Source organism: Mesorhizobium sp. M0598 (genome assembly GCF_040320865.1).
In the GTDB taxonomy this organism is placed as follows: Bacteria; Pseudomonadota; Alphaproteobacteria; order Rhizobiales; family Rhizobiaceae; genus Mesorhizobium.
The window spans coordinates 1-19169 of the sequence record NZ_JAMYQL010000059.1 but is presented as its reverse complement, the minus strand read 5'-3'; the positions used below and the strand labels follow the sequence as shown (position 1 = coordinate 19169).

Below are 19169 nucleotides of genomic sequence, written 5' to 3'. Positions count from 1 at the left end.
CTCTCCGTGCGTGAGGATCGGCTCGGCCCATCCGAGCAACCCTCGTCTTTTAATCGCACGAAAGGGCGGGCCACCGTTCTCCGCCTCGGAACATGACGTCTAGGGCATATGGAAGAGGCCAGGGAGGAAGCAAGGCAATTCCTCGCCTCCAATCCGGATTTCTCGATACAGCACTGGGCAAGCACACAACCGTTCCGGCACGAGGCCGATCGACAACATTTCATGGATGGGTATGAAGACGCCGGCCTGCCACTGTAGGGTCGGGACGTGGCCGCGACCCATGCGTGCATCGTCCACCAAATCGGCATAGGTCGAGCTGACGAAGATTTGGTATTTAACGTCCATGCGGCTTCACCCTTCGATCCGCCCTTGTAAGTCTGCAAGCAGGCTGGGGATAACGTTCCGTGCCCGCATCAAGAAGCCGAGTCATGATTCTTGCAAGGGGTGAAGCGATCAAAGCCCGACCCGCGCGCTGGCACGCTAGGTTGCCCGGTTTGCCGGAAGGAATAATCACTTGCGGCCGAGGAGTATGAAACGTGCGGTGCCCCCCGCCGCAGCGACAGCCTTCGCTATTCCTTCTTGTCGACCAGCGCCCGTAGTGCCGAGACGTCATGCAGCAATAACCTGCTGCCGCGCTTTTCGATCAGGCCTCTCTTGGCGAGGTCGCTCATTTCGCGCGAGACCGCTTCCCTGTGCGTGCTCATCGTTGCCGCCAGCTCGGAATGCGTCGGTGCCGGGCTTATGGACACCTCGCCGTCCACGAGTGCGGCTTTCTCCGCCCGATGCAGGAGCTCGACGATCAGCCGTTTTCGCACGACCAGAGTGCTGTATTCGAATACCCGCTCGGTCATGCGCCGGAGCTGGGCAGACAGATGCTCAAGCAGCATCCAGGCAAAAGTCGGGTGGGTCATCACGATATCCCGGAATGCTGTGCCGGACAGCCGTGCAGCGCGGGTTGCCTCCAGCGCGACTACGCTGGCAGAGCGTGCAATCCCGTCAATGCCTCCGAGCTCCCCGAAAATGTCACCCGGTTCGACATCGCGATACGCTATCTCCCTGCCGTCCGCTGAAACCAGTGTCACGCGAGCCCGTCCTTCCAGCAGGAAGAAGACATCGCGACCAGTGTCGCCGTGGGAAATGATTAGCTCGTTGTGTCGATAGCTGCGCTCGTGCCACCGTTTGGTCAGCGCGGCGAGGTCGGCATCGCAAAGTCTTGAGATGAAGGCCAGAGAGCCTGTCACAACGGTCTCTTGTTCAATCAAGTGTACTTCACCTTACTCCCTATCCAAGGAAATTTGATGGCCGCAGGCCCCGCTTTCCGGGATGCAAACTGGGAGCGGATTTCGCCAATGTTTTGCCCGGTGTGGGAATTCCCACAGCCGAGCCTGGTTCGACTGTCATATCCTTGTTGCAACGTCAGGCCCGCCGGCTCGTGTGCAAGCCGGCGAAGGGAAAGGGAACAGTCATGAAATTCTTGGCTCCCGTCACAAAACTTGCTGCGGGGTTTCGCAAATTTGTCGCGCCGCGCTACCGCCCGGAGCTTTATTACATGCGTGGCCCGGGGCCAGCCACCGCCCGCCGTATAGGCACGCCGCGGCAAAACCAATCCACCGACCACTACGCCTAACTTCTCGCGGACGGCTGACGCTCTCCGCCCGGAGTGCCGTTCGCGCCGTTCCGTACCGGTCAATTCAGATCAATGAAGGGACGATCTGATCATGGTTATAATTCATGCTGCCGCCATTGGTCCATTTCGCAGGTGGTTACGCCTCCGCGCCGAGCGAAAAGCTCTCTTGTCGGCAACGGACCAGTTGAGCCGTTTACCCGATGACGTCCTTGGCGACATCGGCATCTCACGTGACGAAATCATGTGCGATTTGCGAAGCCGCGCCATCCGTCATGCGGAGGCAGGCGCGGCCGGCACGACGATCGAGCGCACCAGGATCGCTTCGGCCTCGATCCCGAAATGGTTGGCCGCCGGCAGTGGCTACGCCTCGGCCGAGATCCCCTTTGGCTGGTCCACGAGCGCGCGATCGAGCCTTACATCGCGGCTTCGACAAGCAGCGGCGCGCGGACGGGACCTTCGAACGGCACTACACCTGCGACCCCAAGGACTGAATGTTGACCGACGGGAGCTGGGGAGGATCTCAAAATGATCATGTCAGTTGTTAAGTCCCTCGCGCCTGTGACGCTCGGCACTGCTGATCGCAATCAGTCCGGCTTCATTGTCGGCTTCTGACGCTCAGGACCTCGCGTTCGCTCACGCTGACATGCCAATCAAACAGCTGAAAGACGTCTATTTGGATTGCGAGCGGGGAGGCCGCCGGTGCGCTGGGGACGGAAGACGTGATGTACTGTTCGATGCGCGAGTTCCGACTAGGCGCGCGATAGCAGTTTGCGCATAATCAACGATGCATGGCCTTCTGCACCGTGCGACGCGGCCCTGCGATCGACCACTTCGAACCATGTTTGCAGTAAAAGGCCATTGCCCGGTCGTTTCCCTCGAGCACTTCGAGTGCGATGCTCGGGATGCCGGAATGGGCGGCAAAGACAGCGTGCAATATATTAGCGGCTAGCCCGGTGCCGTACTCGCTTTGATCGATGTGGAGCCGGTCAAGCATGACGTCGCCGGCTTCATTCATCTTAGCCATCGCGTAGCCGGCAATCGAGCCGTCTGGCCGTTCTGCCACGAACGACATTTTGTTGGTGTCTGTCAGTTCCGCCGCAATCCGCTGCAGCGTGTGATCTTCATCCAAAATCCGGGCCGCGGTCTCGGCACCCATGATTGGCGAGTACGTCCTGCGCCAAGACTCTCCAATGAGCAGCGATACCGACGGCACGTCCTGCTCAGTCATGGCTCTGATTTGCGTCATCGATAACGTCCCCTGCCGGTCAATTATAGCGTTGCCGGACGGGCCGCTCAAATTCGGAGCGGCGGCCTACCGCCGCTTCATCGCATGGGGGTCACCCCGTTCCCTTACACCTACCATCAGGCATGGTCCGCAGGTCGACTCCTACCGATGAGCTAACGTCCGCTCTGGAGAAGCACCGCGAATGTCTGAACATGGCGCAACTTGCTCGTTCCAATTGACGAGGCGAAGGGCAACATTCCAGAGCCAAAACAGAAGTTCGTTCGACGGCGGTCGAATTCAAACCCATGATCCGATGCAGACGATCGTCGACACGCTGTCGAAGGTCCGAAAAAGAGTACGGCGGACGTTCGGGTGTCGGAGGCTGCGGGGCAGCCGATGTGGCGATCTGTGTTCGCGTGGCTCAGGTAGAATGTGGACCCAAAACGGGCCCCGCTGCTCTAGGTTGTGTTTTGGCAGCGATTGAGCTTTACCCTCGCTCCAAACGCAAATCAGGAGTATATTTGCTTATCGCTGGTTGGGACATTCCTGGTCCGGCGACTGAGAGCGTAAGACTCCCACATCTGGACTGGGCGCGCTTTGACTACTCGGCGCGCTCACGAGACTATCCGCTTCTGCCGGAACCTCTTTTGTTCGTTCCGACTGCAATCTGTTTGCAGCTTGTGGGAGAGCAGCATCCGATGCAGATCCAGAATCGCCGCCATTTCTTAGCCGGCGCTGCGGCAGCTGGTCTCGCGGGCCTTCTCGGCAGAGCGACAAGCGCCCGGGCCGAGCCCCCGCCTGAGACCACCTCCATCCGCCTTGCAAAGATCAGTGGCATCTGCATTGCGCCGCAGTACGTAGCAGAGGAACTGCTGCGCGCAGAGGGCTTCACCGACGTCCGTTATGTGGCAGCGGAAGCAGGCGTCGGGCAATCGGAGAAGATCGCGCGCGGCGAGGTGGATTTCAGTCTGAATTTCGCCGCACCACTCGCCCTTGCGATCGATGCCGGAGATCCGATCACGGTGCTGGCGGGCGTGCACCCCGGTTGCTTTGAACTCTTCGGAAAAGAGAATATCCGCAGCATCACAGACCTGAAGGGCAAGAGTGTCGGCATACAAGGACTGGGATCAACCCCGCATGTGTTCGTGACCAGCATGGCAGCTTATGTCGGGCTCGATCCCGACAAGGACATCAGCTGGGTCTCCAGTCCCTCCGCAAAGCCCATGGAGCTTTTTGTAGAAGGAAAGGTCGATGCGTTCCTCGGCTTTCCGCCCGAGCCTCAGGAGCTGCGCGCCCGCAACATCGGCCGTGTGGTCGTAAATAGTGCTATCGATCGTCCCTGGTCGCAGTACTTCTGCTGCATGCTGGCGGGCAATGCGGAGTTCGTTCGGAACAATCCGGCTGCCACCAAGCGCGTATTGCGCGCCATTTTCAGAGCGGCGGACCTTTGTTTCACCGAGCCACGGCGCGTCGCGCAACAGATCGTCGATAACGGGTTCACCACCAACTATGACTATGCCCTGCAGACGATGAATGACGTGCCTTATGGCAAGTGGCGCGAATACGAGCCCGAGGACACCGTACGGTTTTACGGCATGATCAAGTCAAGCCCACAGACGATCATCGCCGTGGGCACGGACTGGCGCTTCCTCAACGAGCTGAAGCGCGAGTTGAAGACGTGAGCAACTAGTAAATATATGGCCTGGAGCTCGCCATGCTGGCATGGCCGACGCTCGGGCTTGTCCACCGGTCAGCGTTCTCGGTGTCACACTGGCCAGCATTTGGAAGGGAGGTTCCCATGCATACCCTATACCCCGGACGGTTCAGCCGACGGAGGTTCCTGCGTGGGATAACGCTGGCGGGGACAGCGGGGCTACTGGGGTGGCACCCCAGGCGAGCCGCCGCTGCGGAGCCACCGCCTGAGACCACGCGGATCCGGCTCGTCCGGATTCCCAGCATCTGTCAGGCCCCCCAGTATGTAGCCGAAGAACTGCTGCGCAGCGAAGGGTTCACCGAGGTCACTTACCTCCAAAAAGAGGGGACCGCAGATATCGAGACGGCCCTCGCCTCCGGTGAAGCCGACCTTAATAACCATTTCGCCGCCCCGCTCCTTCTCCGCCTGGAGGCGGGGGATCCCATCGTCATCCTGGCAGGACTCCACGTCGGCTGCTTTGAGCTGTTCGGGACCGATCGCGTCCAGGCGATTCGCGACCTCAAGGGGAAGACCGTGGCCGTGCCGGCGCTGGATTCCAGCCGATACGTCTTTCTCGCCACTATGACGGCGTATGTGGGCCTGGACCTCCACAAGGACATACACTTCGTCACGCATCCGGGATCCGAATCCATCCGGCTCCTAAGTGAGGGGAAGATCGATGCCTACCTAGGCTTTCCCCCCGAACCGCAGGAGATGCGGGAGCAGCAGATCGGCCATGTGGTCATTAGCAGCACTGTGGACCGGCCCTGGTCGCAATACTTCTGCTGCATGCTGGCTGGGAACCGGGAGTTCGTCCGCACGAATCCGGTGGCCACCAAACGCGCCCTCCGCGCCATCTTGAAAGCGGCGGATTTCTGCGCCAGCGAGCCCGAGCAGTCCGCGCAGTTCCTGTTGGACCAGGGCTTTACTAAGCGCTACGACCTTGCCGTCCAGGTCATGAAGGAGATCCCCTACGGTCAGTGGCGCGAGTATAGCGCGGAGGACACCCTGCGCTTCTACGCCCTGCGCCTACACGAGGTCGGGATGCTCAAGAGCGCCCCCCAGAAGCTCCTGGCCCAAGGCACCGACTGGCGTTTCCTCAACGAACTGAAGCGCGAGTTGAAGATATGAGCAGGTGGCTGGCCGGCGCTCTGCTGTTGGCGCTGCTTGTTCCCTGGCCAGCGCTCGCGCACGACGCGCCGCACGACCAGCGCCTGCCGAGGATCGGACCGGCCCCCGATTTTACGCTGACGTCGCAGGATGGAGCGCCCGTGTCGCTCCACGACTTTCGCGGCAAGGTGGTCGCCGTCACCTTCATCTATACTTATTGTCCCGACCTCTGCCCGATGCTGACCGCCAACATGGCGCACGTGCAGGACAAGCTAGGTTCTGCGTTCGGGCCCAGTGTTGCCTTCGTTTCGATCACCGTCGATCCGGAGCACGATACGCCCGAAGTGCTGAAGCAATATGCACAGGACTTCGGCGCTGATCTGGACGGTTGGGCGTTTCTCACAGGCGATCCGACAACCATCCGTGAGGTCGGACGCAAGTACGGCATCTTCGCGAGGAAGGTGGCGAAAGGAGACGTCGATCACACATTCCTGACGTCGCTCATAGACCCGACCGGCACCTTGCGCGTACAGTATCTCGGCGTCCGGTTCGACTTGGAGGAGTTCCGGGGTGACCTTCTCAGCCTCTTGGACGAATCCAAATAACATCACAAACCGGCTGGTGGGCTGGGTTGCGCGGCTGCCGGCGCGCGTGCAGACCAAGCTGCTGATCGCCTTTCTGTCGATCGTCGGCCTGCTGATCGTGCTCGGGGCCGTCGGGTTGCAGGTGTTGAGCGGGATCAACGATCAAACAAATGAGTTGATCAAGCTGCAGCGCCGGATCGCAGCCTACCGCCAGGTTCAGCACGACACGACGAACCAACTCTACAGCATCTCTACCGCGCTCTTGCTTCAGGACGACCGGATGCTGGATGCAGCGCTGCGCCAGCTCAGCCAGTTTGGCTACGACCTCGACCGCATGGAGTTCGTGGCCGAAAGTGAGGCGGCAGTGCTCGGCCAAGTCCGGCAAGAGTACGACCGGTTTACGGCGGGGGTGACACAGGTCGTGGAGCTCATCCGCGCCGGCCGCACGGACGAGGCGCGCAAGGTTCAGCAAACTGAGATCATGCCATTGGCCGAGCGCCTCGAACGGCTGACGAACCAGTTGGTCAACATCGCCGAAGCCGACATGGTGACCGCCATCGAAACGACCAAGGGGGCGTACGGCACCTCCCGGCTGATCGTGGTCTCCTTTGCGGTGGGTAGCATTCTGCTGGCGCTGGCGCTTGGCTACATCATCTCCTGGTCGTTGATCGAGCCGGTCAAGAAGATCGAGACGCGTCTGCGCCAGATAGCAGCCGGCGACTTTGCGCAGCAGGTTGCCGTCGTCAATCGGGACGAGCTCGGAGTGCTTGCCGGCAATGTCAACCAGACGTCCGAGCAGCTGGGGCGGCTATATCAAGAGGTGCAGGCGCGCACGGCCGAGCTTGCGCGATCAGTCGGCGAACTGGAGGCGCTCGGGGAAGTCAGCAAGGCGGTCAATTCGACGCTCGATCTCGACACGGTGCTACAGACGATCGTGGCGAAGGCAGTTCAACTCTCGGACACGGATGCGGGCACTATCTATGTGTTCAGCAGCACCAGACAACAATTCCGCTCACGCGCGACTTATGGGATGGGCGATGAGCTCATTGCCGCGATTTCCGACCAGGCCATCGGGCTGAACGATCCCGGGATTGGCGACGCCGCACGGCGCCGTGCGCCTGTCCAGGTACCCGATCTCAGCGAAGGAACGCCCTCTCCCGCTCAGAAGATCGTCCTCGACGCCGGATATCGCGGCGTCCTGGTGGTTCCGCTGCTCAGGCCGAACAAGATCGTCGGCGCGCTCGTCGTCAGGCGACGCAACCCAGGTGAATTCGACCAGCAAATCGTCCATCTGATGGAAACCTTTGCAGCCCAATCGGTGCTTGCCATTCAAAACGCGAAGCTGTTCCGCGAGATCGAAGAAAAAGGCCGGGAGCTAGAGGCGGCCAGCCGCCATAAGTCTCAGTTCCTCGCGAATATGAGCCACGAGCTGAGGACGCCGCTCAATTCGGTTCTGGGCTTTACCGAACTTTTGGTCGACGGGATTTACGGGGAGCTCCCGGACAAAGCAAAGGCAACCGTGGCGCGCGTGCAAGCAAACGGCCGTCATCTCTTGGGGCTCATCAACGACGTGCTCGATCTTTCAAAGATCGAAGCGGGTCAGCTCACGCTGGCGCTCGAGGATTATTCCGTTGGGCAAATTGTTCGATCGACCGTTACAGCTGTGGAGCCGCTGGCGCGTTCAAAAGGGCTTTCGCTCGCTGTGACCGTCGCCGAAAACCTTCCCCTGGGCCGCGGGGACGAACGCCGCCTGACCCAAGTCCTGCTCAACCTTGCCGGCAATGCCGTCAAGTTCACGGAGAGGGGCGCGATCGACATCCTTGCCGACGCGGTCGACGGCCACTTCGAGATCATCGTACGCGACACGGGTCCCGGCATTGCACCCACAGACCAGGCGCTCATTTTCGATGAATTCCAACAGGTCGACAACAGCAGCACCAGGCAGAAGGGTGGCACGGGTCTCGGCCTGGCGATTTCGAAGCGTATCGTCGAAATGCATGGTGGAACCATAGGCGTCGAGTCCGTGCCGGGTTCAGGCTCGACATTCCGCATGAAGATACCGATCCGAGCGGGAGAGGATGTGAAGGCAGCATGAGGAAGAGAATCCTGATGGTGGAAGACACCGAGGACAACCGGCAGATCGTGCGCGATCTCATCGCCACCACCGAATACGAACTGATCGAGGCCGCGGACGGTGCTGCCGGCGTCGCTGCCGCCGCAGCGCAAAAGCCGGACCTGATCCTGATGGATATTCAGCTTCCGGTGATCGACGGGTATGAAGCTGCCAACCGCATAAAGGCTGACCCGGCGCTCCGGCACATTCCGATAATCGCCGTCACCTCCTACGCATTGTCAGGCGACGAAGCGAAAGCCCTTGCTGCAGGGTGCGATGGCTACATTGCCAAGCCATTCAGTCCGCGCCAGCTGCTTGCCAAGATCCGGGAGTTGCTTTCCTGAGGAGACAGGGCCTTGCACGATCCGCCTCGCATTCTCGCCGTCGACGACACGCCGGAAAATCTCGAAATCCTGCGCATGCGCCTCGAGGCGAATGGCTACGAAGTGGTGACTGCAGCGGACGGCGAAGAGGGGCTTGCCATGGTGCGCACCCTCAAGCCGGACCTGATCCTCCTCGACATCATGATGCCGAAGCTCGACGGGATAAGCGTCGTGCGGACGCTTAAGGCAGACGTTTCCCTGCGATCGATCCCCGTTATCCTTGTGACCGCAAAAGCCGATACACGAGATGTGGTCGAGGGGTTGGATGCCGGCGGCGATGACTATCTAACCAAGCCGTTCGAGCACAGGGCACTAATGGCGCGCGTACGCTCGATGCTGCGCCAGAAGGCGCTATACGATACCGTGGAGAGCCAGACGCGGCTCCTCGAGGATCAGGCAGCGCAATTGGCTGCATGGAATCGCTCTCTTGAACAAACAGTGGCGGAGCAGGTTACGGAGATCGAGCGAATCGGCCGGCTCCGACGCTTTCTTCCCGCGCAGGTCGCCGACCTTGTCGTTGCGGCAGGCAATGGAGACGCGCTTCTTCAAAGCCACCGTCGCGAGGTGACCGTCGTTTTCTGCGACTTGCGCGGCTTTACAGCCTTCGCCGAGACTGCCGAGCCCGAGGAGGTAATGATGGTCCTTGGCGAGTACCATTCCTGTCTCGGCGAACAAATCGTCCGTCACGAGGGGACTTTGGAGCGGTTCGTGGGCGACGGTATCGTTGTTGTTTTCAATGATCCGCTGCCCTGTGCCGATCACACCGAGAGGGCTGTCTCAATGGCTGCGGCGATGCGTGACGCAATTGACGAGCATTCAGAGCGATGGCGCAAACGGGACTACTTGCTTGGCTTCGGAATCGGTATTGCCCGGGGCCACGCCACCATAGGGCGGATCGGTTTCGATCAGCGCGCGGACTATGCGGTGATTGGCACTGTGTCGAACCATGCGGCTCGATTGTGCGAGGAGGCCAAGTCTCGCCAGATTCTCGTCAGCCAACGGGTTCTTGGTGCCGTTGAATCATTGGTCGAATCCGTTCCAGTTGGCGAACTGAGGCTGAAGGGGTTTCGCCGCCCTATGCTGGCTTACGAAGTTGTCCGGTGGCTTGGCCGGTCAAGTTAGTGATGAACGCAGCCCAATGAGTGACCCGCGGGCGAACCGAGCGACGGCATGAAATGACCGGTGTGGAAAGCGGTCGTTCGTCGGCAGCAAGCGAACGGCAGCAATTGGCGCTTTTTTCTCGTTCCGATCGAGGGAGCTACGGAAGAAAACCACCTCTCGCGACCTTCCATAGTCGCGAAAACTCCCGATCAAGGCGACGGTTTTGCATCGGACTTTGCACAGTCGCAGAACTCAACTTTTGCGACAACATTTCCTGCTTCCCGCTTTCCTTCTGATGTCGAGCCCAGACGCGCTTCACCTGCGCTTCGCTGCAGCCGGTCAGCTTCGCCGTCCTGCTGATACTGTTGCCGCCAGACCGGAAGACAATAATGCGTTCGTGTGTCACCAGGTCAGCTTGGCGTCCAGCATATTTCCCGCCCGCCTTTGCCAATTCGATGCCTTGCCTCTGGCGTTCTCGGCGATCCTCGAAGTCGTCTCGAGCCATTTGCAGGGCGAGCTTCAGCAACATTTCCTGAATGGACTCGAGCACGATCTTGGCGACGCCGTCGGCGCTGGCCGCGATGTCGCTAAGATCCACCACACCAGGTACGGCAAAACGAGCACCCTTATTCCGAATTGTTTCGATCAGCTTTTCAGCTCAGGCAAAGGTAGACGACTGATGCGGTCTATCTTCCAAGACTGGGTCGATATCTGGGCGAAGGCAGCCCCTGCGACGCAACTTCATACCGGAGAATGGAGGCCGCGCTGGGAGGTTGTTGCTACCAACTCAAAGTGATTGTCCGGGAGAGTTCGGCGATGTCGCCATAGATCATCGAACCTGTGACGAGAAAACATTTATCACCGAGGACTTCGAAGAGTGAGCTTGACGCGGTACAAACCGGCAGGTTCTTCGAATTGGCGTACGTGCCGAGCGTCGCGGTTTCGACCTTACGGTCCTTGGCTTCGGCACAGCCGACACTGATCGCGAGGATTGCGATAGCAATGAGAGTCGCCTTGCTCATATTTTGCCCCTGGAGCCAGCTCTTGTCGGGTAAGTCGCGAGATGCATCAAAGTAGCACCGGCCCACGATCGGTTTCATCCATCGATTGGAGGAAGCGGGCTCATCCATAATTAGCAATATCTTGAGTAAGGCGCCGAGCGCACCAGACTCATGGAATGGCGCGGGGCATAGGTATTGGTGACGTGGTGGCGATCACAGCCACAGTCCGCAGACGGGTCACTGAGGACCACGTCAGCGTTTCCATCCCGAGCTATAGCTTTCCGCATTCGATCATCGATCATACCAAGGTGAAGAAGGGGCAGCAGATCGAGCTTGCCGGACAGATCACGCGCATAGACGAGGAAGGCGGCAGGGTGACCGTCGATCTGGGACCGCTGGTGACGATCGACATCGACAAGGTCAGGCTGGTCGAGAAGTACAGGACGCCAAAGCGCAAGTAGCCGCTCCGCGACATGGTGGATTAGCTCGCGGACCGCCGCTTATCCACGCGACATCGGTACCACTCAAACGAATGGCAATTTTCTGCCTGAATGCGTTTAGGGTCCATGCTCGGAGACCACGCATGGGTATCGCGCGGGAGACAGGTGACTCCCCGTTTCAAGGCGTCGAGATGCTACGAGCACTGAACAGTCAGTTCCTTAGACCTAAAGATCGGGCGATCTGCCAGCGGGTTGTCGACCAGGTAACCGCCGACGCCAAATGGTACAGCACCCCGATAGACGGTCAGATTCTGGCCTCGACCACGCTGAACCTCTTTCAATCAGGGGTCGTAAACGAAACGAATTTGCTGGCACATGTTCGCGCGCGGCGCCACGACTTCACTAAACTGATAGGCTAGTTCTTCACCCTCGCGACATGGGCGCGAAATGCGGCTCCTCGTAGTCCGCCGGCCTATTGTTAAGCAGATTGAGCGCCCACTTTATGTCCCGATGCAGATGGTCGATCGCTTCCCAATGCTCGCCAAATGGCTTGAGCGACAACTGCGCGTCGCGGAGTTCAGCTAGCTATTGCCTTGCCGGAAGTTCTTGGACTTGATCGACTCCTCCGGCGGTGAGCCAAAGGTATTTTTCTGAAGGCTCGCGGAGGCTGCCTGCAAGCGCCTGAAGGCCGAGGCTGCCATCAAAGGACGGCGCGGACCTTGTTCCTGCAGCCCTGCCGAACTGCGCGCCAAGGGATTGAACTCCTATCCGCCGAATTTGTAACGCACGCCGAGCGAGATGATGTCGACGCGGCCGTCGGCCGCACCGGCATAACGAATGTTTGCCGTCGTTTCGTCGACCGGCGCATCGTCTACGAAGAGGTGTGTATAGGCGGCGTTGATCGAAAGCCGCTCGTTCCAGTTGTAGCTCGCGCCAATGCTGGCCCAGACGCGGTCTGCATCCGGCAGGCGCATGGAGCGGTGCTCGTCCGTGGTTGGTGCGATCTCATAGCCGAGACCGGCCCGGAACGTCCAATTGGGATTGTATTTGTACTCGCCACCGAGCGAGAAGAACCATCCATCGTCGAAATCGAGTGCCAAGCTCGTGCGGGCCGGCGAACCGCCGAACGGCACGGTCTGAATCCGGCTCCAATTGGCCCACTCCATGCCGGCCATGACCGTGAAAGCGTCGTTGATGCGCTGACGCACGCCGATCGATACAGTTTCAGGTAGCGTGATGTCGGCGGAGACCGGATAGGTTCCCGCGGGTATCGTGCCGATCGGCGTAACGACGGGGATGCCGAAGGACTGGCTGCCGTTCAGCGAATGCTTGACCATCGAACGGTAGCCGATGCCGATGGTAGTGCCGTCGAAGGGCGTCAACGTCACGCCGGCAACGAAACCGGCATTGACGTCATCGCCCTTAAGCTGTTGCCGTGGCGGCGTGGCGGTCGGTGCGAGCGCCGTTTCGATGTCGACGTCGAAATACTCGATCTGCATGCCGATGCCGACGCTGATCATGTCATTGAGCTTGAAGCCGAGCACCGGAGTCGCGTTGACCGACACCACCTCCGCGTCGAGATGGCTGAACATCCCGACCCATGGCGCGTGCGAAGTCGTAGTGAGGCCATAGGGCGCGGTGACGCTCAAGCCGATATAGAACTCGTCGGTGACCGGCACTGCAAAATAGCCCGCCGGCACGATGCCGGTCTCGCCAACGTTGCCGCCATTGCCTGTAATGCCCAACGCCGTAAGCGTTGAACGCGTGGGGTCGACATCAAGCTCCGAGCGCGGGAAAATGGCTGTCAGATTGCCCTCGATGGTCGGATTGGTCACCGTGGTCACCGCCGCCGGATTCCAGAACATCGAGCTGATCGAATCGCCCGGCGCTGCCATGCCGGCAAAGCTCGAGCCCTGTCCGTAGGCGGATTGCTCGCGGACCGCAAAGCCCCCGGCCTCCGCTGTCGCGACCTCCGCTACCATCGCCACTATCGTCGAAACAAAGGGTATTGCGCGCATCTCGCTACTCTCGATGGCCGCCGGCGCATCGAGGCGACGGCAGTGTCAAGTCAGAAGAAGTAGAAGATCGGAAGCTGTTGTTGGTGTCGACGGCAGGCGGCCAGCACTTCTGGCACGTCAATGATGGAATGAGAGCAAATCTAGGTGCCCTACTTGCCAAACCGTCACGGACAAAATGGCTCAGGCGCATTCAGAGGTCCCCCTCTGCATCATCCAGCCAAGCCCGCCTTGATATGAAGGTGAATTATCATTGCGTACCAATCAATTGCTTTTTGACCCGAACCGGCATTGCGTCTTGCTGTGTGACACATCGGCCACAGAGCCACCAACTGATGAGAGTTCGCCGAAGTCATCTTTGCCTGAAAAACCTCCCCGGCCATCCCCTAAGAGAACGGCAGGAGACCAAAAGCTGTGCATTTGAACGCGAAAAGCGGAGCAACTGGTAAATCGGTACGTGCGCTTTTGATGCGGGGTGGCCATCCTGATCAACGGCGCCAGCGGCCTGAAATGGCGCCTCCACGACCTCGCCTGGGCGAATGAGCGTCCGCTTGGGGTCATGGCCGTGAATTGACCCGGAGCGAGCCGTTCCCTCAGAATCGCAAGAGCGTAGGGTGAGCGGTACTACATCGACCCGGCCAAACGCCATTCCAACCGCTGATCCGTCTCGACCGCTTTCGGCCGCGTCGGACGTTTCGCTAGGTCGCTTCGCCCGGCTTATGGAAGTTCGATCTCGCCGTCCACCACGTGGTTGAGGCCGGTGCCTTCCGCCGTCAGCGTCATGCGGACCTTCAGCTTCTTGCCGCCGATTTGCCCTTCGCGCACCGTCTCCTCGATCTTGCGCTGGGAGGTGACGCCGACTTCCTTCAGGAACTTGCGGATCGACATGTTGACGGCGTCTTCGCTCATGGCGGAACTCCTCTGTGTCCGGAAGGGATTGTAAGGGAAGGCAAGGGATCAAGGAAGCAGGACGGTGACGTACGGTTTTATTGAAATAGACCTCGAGCCGGGAGGAGACGTCCGGTCCTTAAACTTGATCGACCCCTGGCAGGAGGAGTGGAGGAGTGGAACCGATCGACGTCTTGCGCAGAAGGAGCACGATGACGGCCATCTCGGCCTTGATCTGACCGATCAGGAAAAGAGTGATCTGATCGAGTACCTCAAATCGATCTGATCAGCACTCGGCGCTTCTTTGGGTTCGATTGAGAGGAAAGATCATTAAAGAAGATCGTGGTGAGATAAATTGCGGGTCGGCACAACGTGAGCCAGGGCAAGCGCTGTCTCGCCGGAAATTTCTTAAGGTGTCGATGACCGGCGCGGCGATTTGCCGGTGCAGGTGTCCTTCCTGCATGACAGGTCAGCCTGCGGCGCGCGGCGCCGAAACAACCCCAAAGCCTGTGGCGCTTTATTAGGATGTTCCAAACAAAGGTCGCCGCTGTGCCGGGTGCACCCATTTCCTGAAGCCGAATGCATCCGAGATTGTCGCGGGTGAAATCAGCCCCGATGGTTGGTGCCGCTTTTACAAAGCACGGCCTACCTGATCGGCAGAGCCCAGCGGAGACTTTCGTTGTCTGCTGCGCTGCGGGTGATGGTCTGCAGGCATCGCGTCGAGGATGTCGGGTCACATTAGGCATTCGACAAGTCCGGAGTCAGAGCCGAAGTGATCGACGACCTTTCCAACATTTGCCTTCGCGATTGACCCCTCCCGCTCAAGAAATATCAGCGTTCCTCTGGCGGCTTGACGTTCTGGAACTGCATCAGCAGCAGCAGATCATAAATGATTTTGAGTGTGCCGCAGATGAGGAGGGGCCATGCCCGGAACGAGGCAGCGAACAGAGCGCCCGCCAGGGCGGGACTGGCTGCGGCAGCCAAACTGCGCGGGACCGATGTGAAGCTCGCGGCGGCTGCCCGCTCCGCCTCCGTGACGACCGCCATGACGTAAGATGAGCGCGTCGGGACGTCCATCTGCGAAAGCGCGGCACGGATCAGCAGCAGGGCGAGCGCCAGAGGGAGCGTCGGCGCAAGCGCCGCCAGCATCAGGGCGATGCTGGACGGAATGTGTGTGAACACCATCGTGTTGATGAGTCCGATGTGCCGCGACAGCCAGGCGGCAACGGGGAATGAGAACGCCGAAAGGACGCCGGACCAGAAGAAGAAAAAGCCCGCTTCCGAAAGCGACAGGTCGAATTTTTCGAAAAGCCACAGGGCAAGCAGCGACTGGACGAGGAAGCCGCCGGCAAAGGCATCAAGGCTAAAAAGGGCCGCAAGCTTGAAAACGATATTCCGCGAGGGGCCAAGCGCGGACGTGCTGCCGGGGTCCGACGTTGGACGGCGCTGCGGGATCTGCGCGTAAAGGAGACCGCCGAGCAGGCCCAGCAACGCATAGAGCACGAACATCGCCTTGATGCCGGTGAGTTGATCGAGGCCGGCTGGAGCCAGAAGATCAGGTGTCGCCGAAGCGAGCGCGCCAACCGCGGCTGCGAGCGCACCCACAAGGCTGTAGCGCGCGAACATCTTGGTCCGCGCGGCGTGGGTGACTTCGCGTGTGAGCACGGCATGCTCTAAGGGCACGAATACGCTGACGCTGCCGGCCGACGGATTGATGGTGCCTGCGAAGGCGATCACCAAAAGCAGCGCGTAGTCGTGGACCACAGCAAAGGCCACACCCGTGGCGACCATCAGACTGGCGGCGGCAAGCAGGAGTTGGCGGTGATCGTGTCGGGCACCAAGGAGTCCGACGGCGATGGTCAAGAGCGCTGAACCGAGCAGCGATGCGGTTGCAATGATGCCGACCTGCAGAGGCGCGAAGCCTAATGCGAGGAGATAGACCGGCAACAGAACGGCCACGAAGCCGTCGCCCATGTCGCGCAAGGCTCGGGCCGCGAAAAGATAAGTCGCCGGGCGGATCTGCTGCACTGATCTAGCCTGCCCTCATCACCTGCGTTGGCGTCAACGGCTTTGGCAGCGTCGCTCGACAGGGCCGGAAGATCATGACGGAGTCGCGTTAGACTTCCAACGAGGTGAATATCGGTTTCAATCCTCAGGCTGCTGCCCAACAATGCTGCATCATATCGTGTCAACCGCTTGCAACGACCGAAGACGCAACTGGCGCATATTGCGCTTGGCTGTCAAGGTCGGGAATAGGGGCAGAACCTGCCCGTGACCTTGCATACAGGGCGTGCGGACACCAAGCTCCACCCACTTCACCGTGCCGATCGTCATATACACCAACGCGCGTCGCCCCGGTTGTCCTCAGGTCGTCCTCGAGTTGGCCCGCGTGAATTCGCGGCGCGGGACGGTCGGCAACGGAGATGGCGGCGCGCTCTGTCTCGAAGAGGTCCTGCATCTGTCGCAACTTGAAAAGAAGGCTGCCATCGCGGAAGAAGTTCCGTCAGATCGCGTCTCGGAAGCGGACGTTGCGTCGCAGTCATGACCAATTGAACCGGACAATCCAACCTACCTACGTCTTACCAAGTTAGGACCGGTGATCCCAGCAGCGCCCTCCGCAACAAATTCGAACCTGGCTATCAAGCGTCACCGCCCTGGCCGGCAGGGAAGATTCGTCGCCTGATGCGCGAACACGATCTACAGCCGAGGATCAGGCGGCCCTTCGTCCTCACGACCGGACAGCGATCACGACCGCCCTTCCGCAGTCCCTGTACGACTCACTTGCGAAACGCAGCCGGTGCACGGTCTTCACCTCCAGCCTGATGATGCCCTTCAGAGGCTTCGGTGATTTTCTCGTATTCCGATTGCGACATCTCTGGAAGACGTCGGGTAAAGGCCACCATCGCCCATAGCTCTTCCTGGTTGTGCGTTGGACCAAACGCAGGCATCCCGGTCATTTTATGCCGTTTTGCATGATCCAATAGAGCTCAGCATCATCCAACAAGGCGTAATCGAGTCGACCGTCGGCATGTACGGCGATTTGCAAGGTATCGCTGGAAACGTGATGCAAGAAATTGAGGGCTTAGAGGTCCTGGCCATTGAAGCATCTCCGCCCGGTGCCGAATAGGCAATCGGTGTGCAGCTCAACAGGAAAACGATTGGCAATCTGGAGCGTGTCGTCCACACGGGTGCGCACCTCAAGGTGTTGGACGAAACGCCCAGATTGCCGGCAGCTGCTCTCCGCTCGCTCGAACCGCGAGAAGAAGCAGGTCAAGCGCGGGAACAAAGAGCGAAGTGCGTGCACCGGACACAGTCGGAATATGCGCGATGCGTCGATATGGCGGGTCCCAGGTATCCATCACGTCAATGAATCCGTCTCCGCAGCTGATGTAGGCTCGCTGCCGTTTCGAATCGACGAAAACATCGTCGGCATCACCGCAAATCTTCGCAGTCGCGACGAGCGAACCGTCTCCCATGGAGAAGATGCCGAGCCACGCAGGGTGGCGAAAAGCTATAAGGACGTGCTGGTGAGGGTCGTCCAACGCCATCGGAAAATTACCGGCTAAACCGGCGGTCGGCCAGGTTGCGATTTGAGCCAGTGATGTGCGGTCGACGACCGCGATTGAATGTATGTCCGGCAGGTTCACAAAGGCGTGGCTCGTCCTCGCGTCGAGCTGAAAACTTTCGTGATGCGCCTTTAGCGGCACATCGCCGGTTTTCCGGTTAGTCGTGGGATTGATGACAGCCAGCGCACCGCTGCCATACCCTACAAAGACCCGATTGGTCGCGCTATCCACGCGAACATTGTCGGCATCTTCCCCTAGGTCGACTTTCCCGATAGCGGCATAATCGGCTCCTCGAAACAATCGAACCGAGCCGTCGCCGGCATTCGCGACATACAGGGTGTCGGTCCCTTGCAGGTAGGCGACACCTTGTGGTTCCCGTAATCCCTTGATTGTGCGAAGCACGGTTCGATGGGTGAGATCGACCACCGCCATGCTGTTGTTGCCGAGTTCTGCAACGAACAAGCGCCGCCTCTTTAAATCGATCGCCATGTGATCGATGCGGCCGCGCACATCTCCGAGTGGGATTCTGGCCTCGAGCCGTAATGGCGGCTCCGTGCCTTGGCCCGCAGCGTCAAACGTCGCAACCGGCAGGTTTGCCGCAGCCATCAAAGCAGTTGCGACAATTCGCGACAATAAGTGAGGTGCAATCGAAAGGAACGTACCATTCACGCGCGCCATCCCTCAATAGGATCTTGCGCAGTGCTTGGACGGAAGCCGTCTGACGGGGAGACTGCTCATCCCCTCAGTTCAGATTAGGCCAATGACCTCTTGATTACAAGCGACGGGCAATTGGATAGTGTCGCGGATAGAACTTCGGCTTTGGGTGGTCGACTCCGACCGTTCGACCTCTGATGTCCAGCATCAGATTTTTACCATGACGTAACCAAGCGATAGCGGCACTGATTACTGATAGCGCGGAGCCAAGGACGCAGCCATGCCCGCTGATGGTCGTATCAGGCTGTAGCGCGAACGGCAGGTTTGGAGAAACGCAATGAAGGTCGGCAAATGGCGCCACCATGACCTCCAGTGGGGTCGCCTGCGATGTCAGTTTTCAGGAAACGGCAAAGCTGATCTCAAAGTGCGATATCAGGCGCGTTGCCGCCTGGCGGTTTTGGGCCGAATAGCGGACCGGCAGTTTTCAGGCAGAAATAGTCGGAAGCGCACATTTAGGCACGCCGCTTGCATAGTAGTTAACTGACCGAAGCGGTACGGGAGCAGGTCGACTGCCCCACCAAGCCTCAGGCTCCTGTCACTGGCATCGCAACCAGGATGGAGCCCTCTTCGACCCTCGCAGGATAGGTCCTGAGATTGACACAAGGCGGCAGCCGCTTTGCCGCGCCGGTGCGATAGTCAAAGGCGCCCGCGTGCTTGGGGCATTCGACCTCGTAATCCATGACCAGTCCGTCGGCGATGTGTACCGCTT

20 protein-coding genes are annotated in these 19169 nt (G+C 59.7%); 9 read left to right on the top strand and 11 right to left on the bottom strand.

What is annotated here, in order from left to right; genetic code table 11:
• Positions 1-99 precede the first annotated feature (99 nt).
• From NKI59_RS33420 to NKI59_RS33410, 3 genes are all read right to left on the bottom strand, one after another.
• Positions 100-345 carry a hypothetical protein gene (locus NKI59_RS33420; RefSeq protein WP_352708764.1) on the bottom strand — a complete coding sequence of 82 codons (246 nt, stop codon included), beginning with the start codon at positions 343-345 and terminating at the stop codon, positions 100-102.
• 224 nt (positions 346-569) lie between these two features.
• Positions 570-1241 carry a Crp/Fnr family transcriptional regulator gene (locus NKI59_RS33415; RefSeq protein WP_029356805.1) on the bottom strand — a complete coding sequence of 224 codons (672 nt, stop codon included), beginning with the start codon at positions 1239-1241 and terminating at the stop codon, positions 570-572.
• A 1164-nt stretch (positions 1242-2405) separates the two neighbouring features.
• The gene (locus tag NKI59_RS33410; RefSeq protein ID WP_352708763.1) at positions 2406-2873 is read right to left on the bottom strand and encodes a GNAT family N-acetyltransferase; all 468 of its coding nucleotides are present in this window, start codon (positions 2871-2873) and stop codon (positions 2406-2408) included.
• Between the two features lie 677 nt (positions 2874-3550).
• Here NKI59_RS33410 and NKI59_RS33405 point away from each other — a divergent pair.
• The 6 genes from NKI59_RS33405 to NKI59_RS33380 all read left to right on the top strand — a co-directional run bounded on the left by NKI59_RS33405 (position 3551) and on the right by NKI59_RS33380 (position 9857).
• Positions 3551-4534, top strand: a complete 984-nt coding sequence (locus tag NKI59_RS33405; protein WP_352708762.1) for an ABC transporter substrate-binding protein — start codon at positions 3551-3553, stop codon at positions 4532-4534.
• 32 nt (positions 4535-4566) lie between these two features.
• Positions 4567-5676 carry an ABC transporter substrate-binding protein gene (locus tag NKI59_RS33400; protein ID WP_352594565.1) on the top strand — a complete coding sequence of 370 codons (1110 nt, stop codon included), beginning with the start codon at positions 4567-4569 and terminating at the stop codon, positions 5674-5676.
• Between the two features lie 26 nt (positions 5677-5702).
• Positions 5703-6260: an SCO family protein gene (locus NKI59_RS33395; RefSeq protein WP_352708760.1), complete on the top strand. Its 558-nt coding sequence runs from the start codon at positions 5703-5705 to the stop codon at positions 6258-6260.
• Between the two features lie 97 nt (positions 6261-6357).
• Complete coding sequence (locus tag NKI59_RS33390; protein ID WP_502901146.1) at positions 6358-8334, top strand: sensor histidine kinase; 1977 nt, start codon at positions 6358-6360, stop codon at positions 8332-8334.
• Complete coding sequence (locus NKI59_RS33385) at positions 8331-8696, top strand: response regulator (RefSeq protein WP_352594569.1); 366 nt, start codon at positions 8331-8333, stop codon at positions 8694-8696. Before NKI59_RS33390 ends, NKI59_RS33385 begins: the two co-directional genes overlap by 4 nt.
• Before the next feature lie 12 nt (positions 8697-8708).
• Positions 8709-9857, top strand: coding sequence for a response regulator (locus NKI59_RS33380; protein WP_352708757.1), 1149 nt, complete (start codon positions 8709-8711; stop codon positions 9855-9857).
• 136 nt (positions 9858-9993) lie between these two features.
• On the opposite strand, the gene NKI59_RS33375 is transcribed toward NKI59_RS33380, so the two are convergent.
• Together NKI59_RS33375 and NKI59_RS33370 are read right to left on the bottom strand one after the other, a co-directional pair.
• Positions 9994-10434: a hypothetical protein gene (locus NKI59_RS33375; protein WP_502897500.1), complete on the bottom strand. Its 441-nt coding sequence runs from the start codon at positions 10432-10434 to the stop codon at positions 9994-9996.
• 181 nt (positions 10435-10615) lie between these two features.
• Positions 10616-10858, bottom strand: a complete 243-nt coding sequence (locus tag NKI59_RS33370) for a hypothetical protein (protein WP_352594572.1) — start codon at positions 10856-10858, stop codon at positions 10616-10618.
• A gap of 155 nt (positions 10859-11013) precedes the next feature.
• On the opposite strand from NKI59_RS33370, the gene NKI59_RS33365 reads away from it, so the two are divergent.
• Together NKI59_RS33365 and NKI59_RS33360 are read left to right on the top strand one after the other, a co-directional pair.
• On the top strand, positions 11014-11298 hold the full coding sequence (locus NKI59_RS33365) for a hypothetical protein (protein WP_352708756.1): 285 nt from the start codon (positions 11014-11016) through the stop codon (positions 11296-11298).
• Between the two features lie 122 nt (positions 11299-11420).
• A complete protein-coding gene (locus NKI59_RS33360; RefSeq protein ID WP_352594575.1) occupies positions 11421-11696 on the top strand; it encodes a hypothetical protein in 276 nt (91 codons plus the stop codon).
• A gap of 345 nt (positions 11697-12041) precedes the next feature.
• Here the strand turns inward: NKI59_RS33360 and NKI59_RS33355 are convergent, their stop codons facing one another.
• The gene (locus NKI59_RS33355; protein ID WP_352708754.1) at positions 12042-13295 is read right to left on the bottom strand and encodes an OmpP1/FadL family transporter; all 1254 of its coding nucleotides are present in this window, start codon (positions 13293-13295) and stop codon (positions 12042-12044) included.
• A gap of 714 nt (positions 13296-14009) precedes the next feature.
• A complete protein-coding gene (locus NKI59_RS33350) occupies positions 14010-14201 on the bottom strand; it encodes a DUF6494 family protein (protein WP_023679340.1) in 192 nt (63 codons plus the stop codon).
• Between the two features lie 64 nt (positions 14202-14265).
• On the opposite strand from NKI59_RS33350, the gene NKI59_RS33345 reads away from it, so the two are divergent.
• Complete coding sequence (locus tag NKI59_RS33345; RefSeq protein WP_352708752.1) at positions 14266-14466, top strand: hypothetical protein; 201 nt, start codon at positions 14266-14268, stop codon at positions 14464-14466.
• Between the two features lie 545 nt (positions 14467-15011).
• Here NKI59_RS33345 and NKI59_RS33340 read toward each other — a convergent pair.
• The 4 genes from NKI59_RS33340 to NKI59_RS33325 form a co-directional block, all read right to left on the bottom strand.
• Entirely contained in the window at positions 15012-16154 is a 1143-nt protein-coding gene (locus NKI59_RS33340) for an MFS transporter (protein ID WP_352594643.1), read from the bottom strand.
• A gap of 803 nt (positions 16155-16957) precedes the next feature.
• Positions 16958-17161: a c-type cytochrome gene (locus tag NKI59_RS33335; protein ID WP_352708766.1), complete on the bottom strand. Its 204-nt coding sequence runs from the start codon at positions 17159-17161 to the stop codon at positions 16958-16960.
• Between the two features lie 216 nt (positions 17162-17377).
• The gene (locus NKI59_RS33330; protein WP_352708751.1) at positions 17378-18415 is read right to left on the bottom strand and encodes a YncE family protein; all 1038 of its coding nucleotides are present in this window, start codon (positions 18413-18415) and stop codon (positions 17378-17380) included.
• Between the two features lie 569 nt (positions 18416-18984).
• On the bottom strand, positions 18985-19169 hold a 185-nt coding region (locus tag NKI59_RS33325; RefSeq protein WP_352707938.1), incomplete at its 5' end, for a Rieske 2Fe-2S domain-containing protein.